The sequence below is a fragment of the Pseudoclavibacter sp. VKM Ac-2867 genome, from assembly GCF_015351275.1.
In the GTDB taxonomy this organism is placed as follows: domain Bacteria; phylum Actinomycetota; class Actinomycetes; order Actinomycetales; family Microbacteriaceae; genus Pseudoclavibacter.
The window spans coordinates 1-15,129 of sequence record NZ_JADKSL010000037.1 but is presented as its reverse complement, the minus strand read 5'-3'; the positions used below and the strand labels follow the sequence as shown (position 1 = coordinate 15,129).

Below are 15,129 nucleotides of genomic sequence, written 5' to 3'. Positions count from 1 at the left end.
GCAGATGCAGCTTCGTCTCGAGACGAAGCTGCATCTGCCCGAGGTCTGTGTCGGGACGCGTGTCTGTGCCGGCTACGTGGATGCGCCGGGCGGGTGGATGCGCCGGGCGGGTCAGGCGGCGGGGGCCCGCTTCGCCTTGCGCTGCGCCTTGATCGTCTTGTACGCGTTCTGCCCGGCGATGAACAGCAGGTACGCGCCGAAGAGGATGCTGCCGACCATCGGGTCGATGAGCACGGCGCACCACACGCCGAGGAGGCTCGTGAGCGCGGCCGTCAGCCCGATCGCGGCGGCCGCCTTCAGGTCGACGTTGCGGCGGCGGGAGTTGCCGATCGTGCCTGTGATGGTGGTGGGGATCATGACGAGGAGGCTCGTGCCCTTCGCCTCGAGGTCGCTCGAGCCGAACAGCAGCATGAGCGCAGGGACGAGGATGACACCGCCGCCGACGCCGATCAGTCCCGAGATGATGCCGGTGACGAGGCCGAGCGCGACGAGCATGAGTGCCGTGAGCGCCGTCATGGTGACCTCGGCGTCGCGGCTCGGCACGGCGAGGAACAGGGAGACGGCGACGCCGAGCAGGAACACGATGAACATCCACCGGAGCACGATGAGCGGCAGCTTGTTGAGGAGCCACGATCCGATCCAGGCGCCGGCGATGGCGCCGACGATGAGGATGAGTCCCGCGAGCCAGTTCACGGAGCCGGTCAGGACGTAGCCGACGACGCCGACGATGGCGGGCGGGATGATCGCGGCGAGCGACGTGCCGGCGGCGAGGCGCTGGTCGAACGCGAGCATGGCGGTCAGCGCGGGCACGATGATGGTGCCGCCGCCGACGCCGAGGAACCCGGAGAGGAAGCCTGCCGCGAGGCCGATCGAGATGAGCACTATCCAGTCGCGGCGGGTCCTGGTGGTGGCGGGCGTGGTCATGGAGCTCCTAGGTTCTGCGGTGTTCTGCGCCGAGGTGGGCGACGGCTTCCGCGAGGGCGCGGATGCCGAGGGCGACGTCGCCGAGCGATACTGCCTCGTCTGGGTGGTGGCTGACGCCGTCGGGGTTGCGCATGAAGAGCATCCCCACGTCGGTGATGGCACCGATGGCCATGCCGTCGTGTCCGGCTGGGCTGAACAGGGTCGTCGGGTCTTCGGTCCGGCCCGAGCCGAGAATACTCCCGTCTGCGGCGGTGCCCGGCACGAGGGTGGAGCGGATGCCTTCGCCGACGACGTCCTGCAGCAGCGGCGCGCAGAACAGTGCTGGGGCGTTGTGCACTTCGCGGGTGTGCCATCGCAGGCGCCTGCGGCCCATGATGTCGTCGAGCTCGCGGGAGATCTGGTCCCACACGCGGTCGCGTTCGCCGTCGAATTCTCCGCGCAGGTCGAGGCTGAATCTCGCCTCGCCCGGAACGATGTTCATCGCGCCGGGGAACGCCTCGAACTGGCCGACGGTGCCGATGATGTGGTGCTGGGTGGAGCAGATGCGCTCGACGGCGAGGGCCGCCTCGCTCGCACCGAGGAGCGCGTCGCGGCGCATGTCGTACGGGGTGCCGCCTGCGTGCCGGGCCTCGCCTTCGACGACGAGCTGGAAGCGACGGGCGGAGGCGATGGAGGAGACGACGGCGAGCGGTTCGCCGCGGGCGTGGAGCTCGGGTCCCTGCTCGATGTGCGCTTCGAGGTAGCCGACGAGCTCGCTCGGCCTGCGGGCGGCTTCCGAGACGCGGCCGGGGTCGAGGCCGAACTCGAGTGCGGCTTCGCGCAGGGTGGTGCCGTCCGGGTCCTCGAGCTCCCACCAGGCGTCGTCCCACGTGCCGGCGACGGCGGAGGACCCGAGGAGCGCCTTGCCGAAGCGCGCGCCTTCCTCGTCGGAGAACGCGGCGACCTCGAGCCCGAAGTCGAACGGGGAGCGGGCGGGCGCATCCACCCCACTCGTGTCGTCGTCGCGGCGCTGGAGCAGGCGCACGACCTCGATGGCCATGAGCACGCCGACGATGCCGTCGTAGCGGCCGGCGTCGACGACCGTGTCGAGGTGCGAGCCGAGCATGAGCACGGGCGCCTCCGGGTCTGCCGCGGGGAGGAGGCCGAGCTGGTTGCCCGCCGCGTCCTGCCTGGTCTGCAGGCCGGCCTCGCGCATCCACTCGGCGGCCAGCCGGTTGACGCGCGCGTGCTCGGGGGAGAGGTGCACGCGGGTGATGGCGCCTGGGGTGGAGGTGATGCGCGCGAGCTCGTCGCAGCGCGCCATGACGCGGCGGGCGGCGAGCTCGAAGGTGGCGGGTGCGAGGGCGCTCAGCCGGGTGGCCGTCATTCGGCGGCTCCCCGGGGGGTGTCGGCTGCGCGGAAGACGTCGGCGGCGGCCTCGACGCCACCGCCGGTCGGAACGGATGCGCCGTATCGGCGGAGAACGGCCTCGAGCGCCGCGAGGGTCGTGAGCACGGTGTCCTTGCGGGCGTTGTAGCCCATCGTGCCGAGGCGCCACACCTTCCCGTGCAGCGGGCCGAAGGAGGTGCCGATCTCGATGCCGAAGTCGTCCAGCAGGTCCTGCCTTGCCGTATCGCCGGGGACGCCGTCCGGGATGACGACGGCGACGACGTTGTTCATCTTGTGCGCGACGTCGCCGAAGACCTCGAGCCCGAGCGCCTGGACGCCGGCGAGCATGGCGGCACCGGCGACACGGTGGCGTTCGATGACGGCGTCCCGGCCCTCGCGGAGCAGGACGGCCGCGCACTCCCGCGCCGCGTAGAGCATGGAGGTGGCTTCCGTGTGGTGGTTGAGGCGTCTCGGTCCCCAGTAGTCGAGGATCATGCCGAGGTCGAAGTAGTTGGAGCGGATGAAGTCGCTTGCGGACTCGTCGCCCGTCTCGCGGATGCCGGCCTCGACCCGGCTGCGGGAGCGGATGACCTCGACGGCGCGCTCGGAGAGGGTGATGGGTGCCGAGCCGCTCGGGCCGCCGAGGCACTTCTGGAGGCCTGCGGTCGCGGCGTCGAGGCCCCAGGCGTCGGCCAGGAACTCGTTGCCGCCGATGGACGCCGTGGCGTCAGCGTAGAAGAGCACGCCGTGCTTCGCGCAGATTGCGCCGACCTCGTCGAGGGGCTGGTTCATGGTGGTGGAGGTGTCGCCCTGGACGAGGGCGAGGAGGGTCGGCTTGACGCGGACGATGGCCTCCTCGATCTGCGAGACGGGGACGACCTGCCCCCACGGCACCTCGATGGTGTGCACCTCGGCGAGGGCGCGCTCCGCGATCTCGGCGAGGAGGTGGCCGAAGCGGCCGAAGACGGGGACGAGCACACGGTCGCCTGGCCGGATGAGGGAGACGAGCGCCGCCTCGATGCCGGAGCGGGAGGTGCCGTCGACGAGCACGGTCGCCGTGTTCTCGGTCGCCCACACCTGCCGGTACAGCTCCTGCGTCTCGTTCATGGCCTGCGTCATGAACGGGTCGTACTGGCCGACGAGGGTGCTCGACATGGCGCGGAGCACGCTCGGGTACGCCGAGATGGGGCCGGGCCCCATGAGGAGGCGGGCTGGCGGTTCGATGGGGAGGATCGCGGTCATCTGCTTCATTCTCTCGGTGCTCACGCGCTCGTCGCGGCGCGGCTGGTGGCTCTCGGGGTGGGGGCTGCGGCGGATGCGAGGCGGCGGACGAGTCGGACGAGCGCCAGGTCGGAGCCCGCTCGCGCCACGAAGCAGACGCCGACGGGCGCGGCCTGGGCACTGCTCGTGGTCGGCACGCTGAGGAGCGGTGCGGAGAGCGCGGGCAGCCCGGCGACGGCGGCCGGGGTGGTCATGCGCAGCGTCGCGGTGCGGATGGCGTCGATGCTCGACGCATCCGCCGCGCGGCTCGGCGCTGCCCCCGGGGCGGTGGGGAAGAGGAGCACGGCGTCGTGGACGAGTCGCTCGAGGCGGGCGCTGAGGGGAGCGAGGGCGTCGCGGGCCGCCTGCTCCTGCGCCTCGGTGATCTGCGAGGCGGCGAGGAACCGGGCGGCGACGGCGGGGCCCGTGGCTCCGGGGTGCGCTTCCAGCCATGGGCGGTTGTTGCGCCAGGCCTCCGCTCCCTGCACGATCCGGAACGGCTCCTGGTAGCTCGCGAGCTCGCCGATCGAGACCCGCTCGACCGGCGCAGCCACGGCTCCGCGCTCCTCCAGCTCGCGCAGGAACGCCTCGAAGGCGGACACGGTCTCTGGCGAGGCCGCGGCCAGCACCTCGGCCGGCACGACGAGGCGGCCGGGGAGGTCCTCGCCGCGCTGCCCCGCCGCGCTCGCGGTGGACTCCGAGCTGTCGTAGGAGAGGCACCAGTCGGCGACCCGCTGCAGGGTCTCGCCGTCGCGCGTGAGCCACCCCACGGTGTCGAACGACTGCGCGAGCGGCAGGAGACCCTGACGTGGCACGAGGTCGTGTGTCGTGCGCAGCCCCCACAGCCCCTGATAGGAGGCGGGGATGCGCACCGATCCGGCGGTGTCGGTCGCGAGGCCGATGTCGGCCTGGCCGTTGGCGACGGCGGATGCTGGCCCGCTCGAGGAGCCGCCGGGAAGGGCACCGGGGACGGCGGCGTTCGGGGGAGTCCCGAAGTGCGCGTTGTCGCCGGCGATCGAGTACGCGAACTCGTCGGTGCGGGCGATGCCGCGCAGGGAGGCGCCGCCGCGCAGCAGGTCCTTGACGGCGGGCGCGGTCCTCGTCTCGGCCTTCGCGGAGTCGAGGTAGCTGGGGTTGCCTGCGCCGATGCGGTAGCCGCGGATCGCGAAGAGGTCCTTCACGGCGACGGTGAGCCCTTCGAGGGGGCCCTCCCACGCGCCCTGGAAGAGCGGGTCGCCGACGGTTCGCCAGATCGAGCGGTCGAAGGCCCGGGGCCTCGGGGTTACGTGCGCGGCCGTGATGCGCCAGCCCTGCGGCAGCTGCTGCCAGAGCTGCGTCTGCAGTCCGAGCCCGCCGGTGAAGAAGCGCGAGGTGGAGACGAGCAGCGCGACGCCGTCGGCCAGGGACCGGTACTCGATGCGCTCGATGGTGCGCTTCGCGACGCCGCCGCGCTGGGCACGGAACTCGCTGATCTGCTCGTGGCCGACCAGCAGGCCGCTGTCGTCGCCGCGCAGGGTCGCGTCTCCTGGCGCGAACCAGGCGTCGAGCTCGTCGAGGTCGTTGCTCTGCACTGCCCGCTCGTAGGCTTCGAAGGCGGCGAGCAGCGCGGCGGGTGGGGCTCCGTCGGCGCGCGTCGACTCTGCGGTGTTCTGCTCGACTGGGGTCACGCGGGTGCTCCTGTTCCGTTCTGCGGTGCCGTGCCAGCCGGCACATCGGCGAAGTCAGCCTCGCGGATGCGGGCGTGCACGCCGCAGACGACGTCGACGACCTGCGAGATGTCGAAGTCGGTGGCCGCCGACAGGTACGCGTAGGCGAGGTGCTCGTCCATGCCCCACCGAGCCTGCAGCAGGTCGACGGCGGCGCGCACGCACTTGCGCATGGCCTCGTTCAGGTCTGGGTCGAGGCCGGTTGGCACGAGGTACTCGGGGGTGCGCACCAGCGGGCCGGTGAGGTCGCCGAACTCGCGCCGCGCATCCGCCGCCGGAACGACGTCGAAGGTGAGGGTCGCACGCAGCGAGGCCTCGAGCGCCGTGAGGGCGACCTCGCCGTCGCCCTGCGCGAAGTGCGGATCGCCGACGTAGGCGAGTGCGTCAGGGACCTGCACGGGCAGGTAGAGCACGCTGCCCTCGGTGAGGAGCTTGATGTCGATGTTGCCGCCGTGCGGGCCGGGCGGCACGGAGTGCGGGCGTGCGCCTGCGGCGGGAGCGACGCCCATGGTGCCGAGGAACGGGGCGAGGGGGAACACGACGCTCCGTTCGCCGCCCTCGGTGAGCGGCATGGTGCCGACGAGCTCGCCGCCGCGTTCCTCAACCGCGGCGAACACGCTCACGGTCTCGCGGCTGCGCGGCAGCACGCCGGGCAGCGCGCCCTTGCCGTGCCGGTTGGAGATGACCCCGTATGGCACGCGAGGCTCGAGCTTCTCGACCGTGATGCGCAGCAGGTCGCCGGGCATGGCACCCTCGACGGCGATGGGGCCGGTCACGACGTGCGGGCCGTCGTTCGCCGGGTCGCGGGGCGCGTGCTCGGCGATCTCGATGGCGTCGAGCAGCACGGCATCGGGATGCACGCCGTGCGCCGCGAAGAACGCGGCGGGGTGCTGTCCCTGGTCGGGCAGCAGGCCCTCGTGGCTGACGGTGTCGATGACGACGCTCGCCCCGGGCCGCACGGTCAGCACGGGGGCGTCGCGCGCGCTCGGAAGCCTGCCCCAGATCGAGGTCGATGCTCCGGATGGCAGGTAGTTCGCACCCTCAGGCAGGCGTGTGCCCGGCTGCAGGATGGGGAGCGGGGCGAACGCCGGCGCGGCTGCGCCGACGCCGTAGCGGTTCGCTGCGGGAGCCGCGGTGGGAATCGTGGTCATGCTGCCTGCTCCTCGTCGAGGTCCAGTCGTTCGGGGTTCGCCGCCGCGAGCACCTCGCGGCCCAGGCGCGACGCGAGCCCGGCTGCCCGCGTGTAGATCAGCTCGCCGTGCAGGTAGGTCGAGTCGATGACCCCGTGCATCCGCGCCCCGTGCCACGGGCTGATCTTGGTGCGGTACTCGAGGGTATTCTCCTCCAGCGTGTGCTCGAGGTCGGGCTCGAAGATCGCAAAGTGGGCCGGGGCGCCGACCGTGATGAGCCCGCGGTCCTCGAAGCGCACGAGCGCGGCCGGTCCCGTGGTGAAGAGGGGCAGGATCGCCTCCAATGGGATGCCGCGCCGCCTGGCCTCGGTCCAGACCGCGGTGAGCCCGGTCTGCACCCCGGCGATGCCACCCCAGGCGGTGCCGAGGTCGGGCCCCGCCTTGAGCTCGAGCGTCGCGGGGGAGTGGTCGCTGACGATCGCGTCGATCGTGCCGTCGAGCACGCCGGCCCAGAGCGCGTCCTGGTTCGCGGAGTCGCGGATGGGTGGGCAGCACTTGAAGCGCCCGTCGCCGTCCGGCACCTCCTCGGCCCGAAGGCTCAGGTAGTGCGGGCAGGTCTCGATCGTGATGCGCACGCCGTCGGCCTTCGCCTCGCGGACCAGGTCGAGGGCCTCTGCCGCCGACACGTGCACGATGTGCGCTCTGGCGCCGGTGCGCCTCGCCGCGGCGATGACGGCGCGGATCGCCTCGACCTCCGCGACCGGCGGCCTCGACGCGACGAAGTCGGAGAAGACCGGGCCGGATGCCTCGCTCAGGTGCGCTTCGAGCTCGGCGTGCGCGATCAGGAGCCCGTCGACCTCGGCGAGCTCCTCGAGCGCCTGCTCGAGCTCGGGGAACGAGAGGTGATCGAACTCGTCGATGCCGCTCGGCGCGAGGAAGCACTTGACGCCGACCGCCCCCGCCGCGAGCAGCGGACGCAGGGAGCCGAGGTTCTGCGGGACGACGCCGCCCCAGTAGGCGAGGTCGACGGCCAGCTGGCCGGAGGTCGCCGCGCGCTTCGCGTCGAGCGCCTCCACGCTCGTCGTGACGGGCAGGGAGTTGAGCGGCATGTCGACGACCGTCGTGACCCCGCCGGCGGCGGCGGCGGCCGTGCCCGTCGCGAAGCCTTCCCAGTGCGTGCGGCCCGGCTCGTTGAGGTGCACGTGCGTGTCCACGAGCCCCGGCACGAGCACCTGGGTGTCCGGCAGGACGACGTCCGCGTGGTCGTCGAACGGGGCGATGGCCGCGATTGTGCCGTCGCTGACGGACACCGTCGCCGGCGAGAATCCGCCATCGAGGAAGACGCGCCGCGCTGAGATCCTCATGCGATCGCCGCCGAAGGAACCTGCGGCTGCCCCAGTGGCCTCGCCTGCGCCCGGGAAGGTCGTGCGTACTCGTCCCTCTTGCTCGTGCCGACGCCCATGCGCGACATCGCCGCGACGAGCCCGACCGATGCGGCGACGCCGTCGACGACCGGCACCCCGACCCGCTCGGAGAGGCGAGCGCACAGGTCGGCCATGCCCGCGCATCCGAGCACCACCGCGTCGGCGCCGTCCTCCCGGACGACTCGCTCGCACCACGCGGCGATGTCCTCGAACGCCGCGGAGCCGGTCTCCTCGAGCGCAAGGACGGGGATGCCGGTGCCGTACGCCGCGACGCACGCCCGCTCGAATCCGTACCGCAGCACGAGATCGTCGGCGCGGCCGAGCGTGCGGGAGAGGGTGGTGACGATGCCGAACGTGCGCCCCGTGAGCGCCGCGACGTGCATGGCCGCCTCGGCGATGCCGATGACGGGCACGTCGACGAGCTCGCGTGCCGCGTCGAGCCCCGGGTCGCCGAAGCAGGCGATGACGTAGCCGTCGCTGCCGCCGTCCGCGAGATCGCGCTCGACGAGCTCGACGACGACGGAGGCCGCCCGCACCTCGTCGAAGTGGCTCTCGATGGCCTCCGGGCCCTCACCGGGAGCCGGGCACACGGCGACGATGTCGACGCCGGGGCCGGCCACGGCTCTCGCAGCTGCCGCGACCTTCTGCGTCATGGCGACGGAGGTGTTCGGGTTGATGAGCGTGATGCGCATGCTGGGTCAGTCTTCCTCGATCGATCCGTCTGAGATGCCGGCGGTCTCGCCCTCGAACGTCGGCATGAGCGGCTGGCGGCGCTCGAATAGGACGAAGAGCGCGAATCCGAGTCCGCAGCCGATGAACCAGCTGAAGTCGGCGAGGTAGCTCAGGTCGAGGATGCCGGCCTCGGCGAGCGGCCGGGTCAGCACCGCGATCGCGACCGTCGGGGCGCCGGCGAGGACCATGGCCCACACCGCGTTCGGGTTGAACCCCTTGCGGTACCAGTAGGCGCCCGTCTCGCTCATCGTGAACATCTCGTCGACCTTGATGCGCTGCCTGCCGATCACGTAGTAGCCGGCGATGAGGATGCCGAAGAGCGGCCCGATGAGCGCGCCGAGCACGCCGAGCGTGTTCTGGATCGCGGCGTCGTTGTTGTACCAGTTCCACGGGGTGAGCAGCACGGAGCCGACGGCGGCGATCATGCCGCCCATCCGCCAGCTGATCCTGTGCGGGGCGACGTTCGAGAAGTCGAATGCCGGCGCGATGAAGTTCGCCACGATGTTGATGCCGACCGTCGCCGTCACGAAGGTGAGGCCGCCGAGGAGGATCGCGAAGTGCGTGTCGATGCGCTCGACCGTGTGGATCGGGTCCGTGATGAGCTCGCCGAAGACGGGAACAGTGGCGCTCGCGGTGAGCACCGTGAGGATGGAGAAGAAGAGGAAGTTGAGCGGGAGTCCGAGGAAGTTGCCCCGCTTCACGGCCTTGTAGCTCTTCGCGTACCTCGAGAAGTCGCCGAAGTTGAGCATGGGGCCGGAGAAGTAGGAGACGACGATCGCGATGGCCGTGAACATGACCGGGATGGACGCCCAGAAGTCGAGCGGCTCACCTGCGGAGAGGTTGAAGTCGATGTTCTCCCAGCCCGCCTGGCTGACGAGGTAGATGGCGAGCACGATCATGACGACGTACACCGCGGGCCCCGCCCAGTCGATGAAGCGGCGGATGGACTCCATCCCGCCCCAGAATAGGGCGGCCTGCGCGAACCAGAGGATCGCGTAGGAGATCCAGCCGAGCGCCGACAGCCCGAGGAACGAGTAGTCGGTGCGCAGCACCTCGCTGGCGGGGATGAACTTGAGGAACACGATGTTGAGCGACTCGGCGGCGAGGAACGTCTGCACGCCGTACCAGGCGATGGCGATGAGGCCGCGGATGATCGCCGGGATGTTGGCGCCCTTGACGCCGAAGATCGCGCGGTTCACGACGGGGTAGGGCACGCCCGTCTTCTGGCTCGACTTGGCGACGAGGTTCGTGAAGAACTGCACGATGAGGATGCCGACGATGAGGGCGACGAGCACCTGCCAGCTGGCGATGCCGAGCGCGAAGAGGCTACCGGCCGTGACGTAGCCGCCGACGCTGTGCACGTCGGACATCCAGAAGGCGAAGATGTTGTAGGAGCCCCAGCGCTGCTTGCGCAGGGGAGCGAGGTCCTCGTTCGCGAGCCGCGGGTCGTAGCCGGGCTTCATGTTCCCGTCGCCGACGGGGTGGCCCGCCGCCACGACGAGATTGTCGGGCGCCGCGCCTTCGGTGCCCAGGCCGCGGGTGCTGCCGGATGCGCCAGTCTGTGCCAGTTGATCGGTCATGCGTTGAAGTTATGACTTCACGCTTCGCGGGAGGTTTCTGCAATGTAACGCTCGTGTAAAACCGAGGTCCCCTCGGAGGCGTGCAGTCAGCACTTCACAGTCTCAGCGGTGACCGCGGCACTGCGTCGGTCACCGGAGTCAGACTCCCGCTGCTGCCCCGAGTCCGCGGATGAGCGCGTCGAGCCCACGCTCGAAGGCCTGCTCGCGCAACCCCAGCGGCGTGTGGGCCGCGACGGAGGCCGCGAGCGTGGGCGCCGCATCCGCCTGATCGCCGAGTTCGAAGATATCGAGCGGCGCGTTGAGGTCGTACGCGGAGCCGTAGATGAACGACTCGATGGCCACGATCGCCGGCATGATGTGGGCGTCCGGCCAGCCGGCCCGTCGGAGACCTGCGGCGACCCCCTCGTACATCGCGAGCGTGTCGGTCGCGCCGGCGACGGGCATCTTCGCGATCGCCTCCACGAGCGAGTCGTGCTCCTTCATGACGAGGCGGTAGCTTCGCGCCCAGCTCGCGAGAGCCGCGTCCCACGGCTCGGTCTCGAACGCCGAGGCGTCGACGGCGGCCATGAGACGATCCTCGATCCAGCGCAGGATCTGGCGCTTCGAGTGAGCGTGGTTGTAGAGGGCCGCGGGGGTGACGCCGAGCGCCCTGGCGAGCTTCGCCATCGTGAGGGAGTCGTACCCCTCGTGAGTCGCGACACGCATGGCGGCGTCGGTGATGCGCTTCTGCGTGAGGATCCGCGTGCGGGGTCGCCCAGCGCGCCGCTGTCCGTCAGACTCCACATGCTCGCTGGTGCTCACTGGCCCTCCCGTCGTTCGACCCTAGCTCCTCGGAAATGCGGCTTGTCCGAGCAGCCCGTCTCGACTAACGTAAATTAATCCTGTTTATTTGGAAGGCGGCGCCAGCAAGTCGGCCGCCAACCACACTCACTTCGACGGCGAAGCCAGGGCGCTTGGAGCTGTCACAACGGAAAGAGCGGAAATGCAGACCATCGAACGCGACGTCGTCATCATCGGAGCAGGCCCCTCCGGCCTCACAGCGGCCCGCCGCCTCACCCAGGCAGGCAAGACCGTCGCCGTCCTCGAGGCGCGCGACCGCGTCGGCGGACGCACCTGGAGCAACATCATCGACGGCCAGTTCTTCGAGATCGGCGGCCAATGGGTCTCGCCAGACCAGACGGCGCTCCTCGCCCTCCTCGACGAGCTCGGCAAGGGCACCTTCTCGCGCTACCGCGAGGGCAAGTCGGTCTACATCAGCCCCAAGGGCGAGCGCACCGTCTACGAGGGCGACACGTTCCCCGTAAGCGAGCACACCGCCGCCGAGATGGACCGCATGATCGAGCTCCTCGACGGCCTCGCCGCCGAGATCGGCCCCGTCGAGCCGTGGGCGCACGCCAAGGCGCGCGAGCTCGACACCATCTCCTTCCACCACTGGCTGCGCCAGCAGTCCACCGACGAGGAGGCCTGCAACAACATCGGGCTGTTCGTCGCCGGCGGCATGCTCACCAAGCCGTCCTTCGCATTCTCCGCGCTGCAGGCAGTGCTCATGGCCGCATCCGCCGGTTCGTTCTCGAACCTCGTCGACGAGAGCTTCATCCTCGACAAGCGCGTCATCGGCGGCATGCAGTCGGTCAGCCAGCAGATGGCGCAGGAGCTCGGCGACGACGTGTTCCTGAACAACCCCGTGCGCTTCCTTCACTGGGAGGACAACGGAGCAGGCAATGCGGCCTCCGTCACCGCGGTCGCCGACCACATCACCGTCAAGGCGCAGCACGCCATCATGGCCGTGCCGCCCAACCTCTACTCGCGCGTCTCCTTCGTCCCCGCCCTGCCGCGCCAGCAGATGATCGTGCACCAGCACATCTCCATGGGCCTCGTCATCAAGGTGCACGCCACCTACGCCACCCCGTTCTGGCGTGAAGAGGGCCTCAGCGGCACCGCGTTCGGTGCCGGGCACATCGTGCAGGAGGTCTACGACAACACCAACCATGAAGACGAGCGAGGCACCCTCGTCGGCTTCATCACCGATGAGGCGGCCGAAGCCATGTGGGCGCTGAGCGACGAGGAGCGCAAGGCCGCCGTCCTCGGCTCCGTCGCCGAGTTCCTCGGGCCGAAGGCCCTCGACCCCGAGGTCTTCTACCTCTCCGACTTCGGCGCAGAGGAGTGGACCCGCGGCGCCTACGCCACGAGCTACGACCTCGGCGGACTCCACCGCTGGGGCGCCATCCAGCACGACCCGGTCGGCCCGATCTTCTGGTCGAGCTCCGACCTCGCGGCAGAGGGCTACCAGCACGTTGACGGCGCGGTGCGGATGGGCGAAGCTACGGCGAAGCGCATCCTCCAGTCCTGAGCGCCCTCGGCATCCTGAAATCGGACGACACCCCAAGAATTGGAGAGGCAGCATGGCGCAGCGTTTCGTAGTGGGCTACATCGCGAGCGACCGAGGGCATGACGCCCTCGCCCTCGCCTCCTTCCTCGCGAAGGGCACCGACACGGAGGTCATCATCGCGATGATCACGCCGGAGACGTCGCCGTACAGCGGCACGCATCCGCTGCCGCTCGACGATGCCGACAGCATCATCGGCAAGCAGATCGACACGTGGATGAGCGAGGCGCTCGCCCAGGTGCCGGAGGGCATCGCGGCACGCGGCGTCGTCCGCAGCGCCACGGGCGAGGCCCAGGGGCTCATGGACATCGCCGCGGAGTTCGGCGCTGCCGCGCTGGTCATCGGCGCGGCCACGACCGCGCTGCTGCGGCAGTTCACCATCGGGACAGTCGCATCCACGCTGCTGCACGCCTCGCCGCTGCCCGTCGCGCTCGCTCCGGCTGGGTTCGCCGAAGAGGGGCCCGTCACCCGCATCACCACGCTGTTCGGCACCCGCTCGGGGGCCGCCGCGCTCATCGGCACCTCCGTCGAGAGCGCGCTGCAGCGCGACGTGCAGCTGCGCCTGCTGTCGCTCGTGCAGCTCGACCGAGTGCCGCCCAGCCAGGTGCAGGAGGTCGACGAGTTCGTGCGCGAGTTCGGCGGGGCAGTGCTCGCCGGGCGCGCGGAGGCCCTGCTGGAGTCGGGCAAGGCCACCGTCGAGACGGTCGAGGGCGAGAGCCTCGAGGCCGCACTCGAGCGGGCCGACTGGAAGCCGGGCGATGTCGCCTTCGTCGGCTCCAGCCGCCTCGCGCAGGGAGGACGCATCTTCCTCGGCGCCCGAGCGCAGCGCCTGCTGCGTGTGCTGACCGTGCCGATCATCGTCGTGCCGCGCGCCGCGCAGCCTGCCGAGGCACCCAAGTCCGCTCCCGAATCCCCAGCGACAGGAACAGGGCAATGACCAGGACAGAAGACAGCGCGGAGCGGGGCGGACTCAGCTCCAAGGGCCTCTCCGCAGGCAAGGTCGGCGTCATCGGCGCGACCATCATCGGCATCTCGTGCATCGCCCCTGCGTACACGCTGACCTCGGGTCTCGGCCCGACCATCTCGCAGGTCGGCCTGCAGACGCCGGCGATCCTCTTCATCGGCTTCATCCCGATGGTGCTCGTCGTCTTCGGCTACCGCGAGCTGAACTCGGCGATGCCGGACTCCGGCACCACGTTCACCTGGGCGTCCCGCGCGTTCGGTCCGTGGATCGGGTGGATGGGCGGATGGGGGCTCATCGCGGCGACCGTCCTCGTCCTCTCGAATCTCGCGGCCGTTGCCGTGGACTTCCTGTTCATCCTGCTCGCACAGGTGTTCCAGAATCCGGAGCTCGCCGACCTCACGACGGTGCTGTGGATCAACATCCCCGTCACGATCCTCTTCACGGCGCTCGCCGCGTGGATCTCGTACCGGGGCGTCGAGGCGACAGAGAAGATCCAGGTCGGGCTCGTCGCATTCCAGCTCATCGCACTGGCCTGGTTCATCGTCGCCGCCTTCATGCACCTGAGCAACAACACGGCCTTCGACCCGACCCCCATCGAGCTGTCCTGGTTCAACCCCTTCGAGCTGGGGGACATGGCCGTCGTCGCCGCCGGCGTCTCGCTGTCGATCTTCCTCTTCTGGGGCTGGGACACGGTCATCACGATGAACGAGGAGGCGAAGGACCCGAAGAAGACACCCGGCCGCGCCGCCATGCTCACGATCATCATCATCATGGTGATCTACCTGCTCACGACCCTCGCCGTGCTCGTCTTCGCGGGCATCGGCACCGAGGGCCTCGGAGCAGGCAACCCGGACAACCAGGAGAGCATCTTCGCGGCCCTCGCGGGGCCGGTCATGGGGCCGTTCGCGCTCCTGATGTCCATCGCCATCCTGTCGTCGTCGGCGGCCTCGCTGCAGTCGACGATGGTCTCCCCGTCGCGCACGATCCTCGCCATGGGGCACTACGGCGCCCTGCCGAAGCGCTTCGCGGACGTCAGCCCGCGCTTCAAGTCGCCGTCAGTCGCGACCCTGGCCTCGGCCATCGCCGCTGTCGTGTTCTACGTCGTCATGAGGCTGCTCTCCGAGAACGCGCTGTGGGACACGATCGCGGCCCTCGGCCTCATGATCTGCTTCTACTACGGCGTCACGGGGCTCGCGTGCGTCTGGTACTTCAGGCACAGTCTGTTCAGCTCGGCCAGGAACTTCTTCTTCCGGTTCCTGTTCCCGCTGCTCGGCGGCATCGTGCTGCTGTACTTCTTCTACGAGACGGCCGTCGCGTCGCTGTCGCCGTCGTTCGGCTCAGGCTCGGCGGTCTTCGCGACGAGCTACGACGCCGACGGCATCGCCCAGGACGGCATCGGGCTCGTGTTCGTGCTCGGCATCGGAGTGCTGCTGCTCGGCGTGGTCATCATGGTCGTGCAGTACTTCCGCAGCCCCGGGTTCTTCCGCGGCGAGACGATCCAGATCGGCAACGACCGCGACACGCAGTCGATCGAGGTGCTGAAGGACTAGCTGTCCCGTCCCATCCCGCCCTGCCGACCCCGCACCTGCCCCGCCGCATCCGCCGCAGATGGGTCGCTTTCACCCCGTATCGAGCGCTGATACGGGGTGAAAGCG

12 protein-coding genes are annotated in these 15,129 nt (G+C 70.2%); 3 read left to right on the top strand and 9 right to left on the bottom strand.

Translation table 11 applies throughout. From position 1 onward, the window contains the following. Positions 1-111: 111 nt before the first annotated feature. The 9 genes from ITJ67_RS19280 to ITJ67_RS20390 all read right to left on the bottom strand — a co-directional run bounded on the left by ITJ67_RS19280 (position 112) and on the right by ITJ67_RS20390 (position 10,925). On the bottom strand, positions 112-924 hold the full coding sequence (locus ITJ67_RS19280; RefSeq protein ID WP_104240447.1) for a sulfite exporter TauE/SafE family protein: 813 nt from the start codon (positions 922-924) through the stop codon (positions 112-114). Positions 925-931: 7 nt separating this feature from the next. After that, entirely contained in the window at positions 932-2,290 is a 1,359-nt protein-coding gene (locus ITJ67_RS19275) for a Zn-dependent hydrolase (protein ID WP_194678721.1), read from the bottom strand. Then, positions 2,287-3,534, bottom strand: coding sequence for a pyridoxal-phosphate-dependent aminotransferase family protein (locus ITJ67_RS19270; protein ID WP_194678720.1), 1,248 nt, complete (start codon positions 3,532-3,534; stop codon positions 2,287-2,289). Before ITJ67_RS19270 ends, ITJ67_RS19275 begins: the two co-directional genes overlap by 4 nt. A 20-nt stretch (positions 3,535-3,554) precedes the next feature. Continuing rightward, on the bottom strand, positions 3,555-5,219 hold the full coding sequence (locus ITJ67_RS19265) for an AtzH-like domain-containing protein (protein WP_194678719.1): 1,665 nt from the start codon (positions 5,217-5,219) through the stop codon (positions 3,555-3,557). Then, positions 5,216-6,409, bottom strand: a complete 1,194-nt coding sequence (locus ITJ67_RS19260; RefSeq protein ID WP_194678718.1) for an acetamidase/formamidase family protein — start codon at positions 6,407-6,409, stop codon at positions 5,216-5,218. Before ITJ67_RS19260 ends, ITJ67_RS19265 begins: the two co-directional genes overlap by 4 nt. Further along, a complete protein-coding gene (gene allB, locus ITJ67_RS19255; protein WP_160071462.1) occupies positions 6,406-7,752 on the bottom strand; it encodes an allantoinase AllB in 1,347 nt (448 codons plus the stop codon). Before allB ends, ITJ67_RS19260 begins: the two co-directional genes overlap by 4 nt. Further along, on the bottom strand, positions 7,749-8,504 hold the full coding sequence (locus ITJ67_RS19250) for an aspartate/glutamate racemase family protein (RefSeq protein WP_160071461.1): 756 nt from the start codon (positions 8,502-8,504) through the stop codon (positions 7,749-7,751). Before ITJ67_RS19250 ends, allB begins: the two co-directional genes overlap by 4 nt. Positions 8,505-8,510: 6 nt before the next feature. Then, on the bottom strand, positions 8,511-10,124 hold the full coding sequence (locus ITJ67_RS19245; protein WP_194678717.1) for an NCS1 family nucleobase:cation symporter-1: 1,614 nt from the start codon (positions 10,122-10,124) through the stop codon (positions 8,511-8,513). 138 nt (positions 10,125-10,262) lie between these two features. Further along, positions 10,263-10,925, bottom strand: coding sequence for a TetR/AcrR family transcriptional regulator (locus ITJ67_RS20390; RefSeq protein ID WP_236558359.1), 663 nt, complete (start codon positions 10,923-10,925; stop codon positions 10,263-10,265). A gap of 181 nt (positions 10,926-11,106) precedes the next feature. Here ITJ67_RS20390 and ITJ67_RS19235 point away from each other — a divergent pair, with 181 nt between their 5' ends. Genes ITJ67_RS19235 through ITJ67_RS19225 form a run of 3 tightly spaced genes read left to right on the top strand, consistent with a single transcriptional unit; the run spans position 11,107 to position 15,024 of the window. Then, complete coding sequence (locus tag ITJ67_RS19235; RefSeq protein WP_194678715.1) at positions 11,107-12,474, top strand: flavin monoamine oxidase family protein; 1,368 nt, start codon at positions 11,107-11,109, stop codon at positions 12,472-12,474. A 52-nt stretch (positions 12,475-12,526) separates the two neighbouring features. Continuing rightward, complete coding sequence (locus ITJ67_RS19230) at positions 12,527-13,447, top strand: universal stress protein (protein ID WP_194678714.1); 921 nt, start codon at positions 12,527-12,529, stop codon at positions 13,445-13,447. After that, positions 13,444-15,024 (top strand): APC family permease, encoded by a 1,581-nt coding sequence (locus tag ITJ67_RS19225; RefSeq protein WP_160071458.1) that lies wholly within the window; start codon positions 13,444-13,446, stop codon positions 15,022-15,024. The genes ITJ67_RS19230 and ITJ67_RS19225 overlap by 4 nt, the downstream gene beginning before the upstream one ends. The last annotated feature ends 105 nt before the right edge of the window (positions 15,025-15,129 follow it).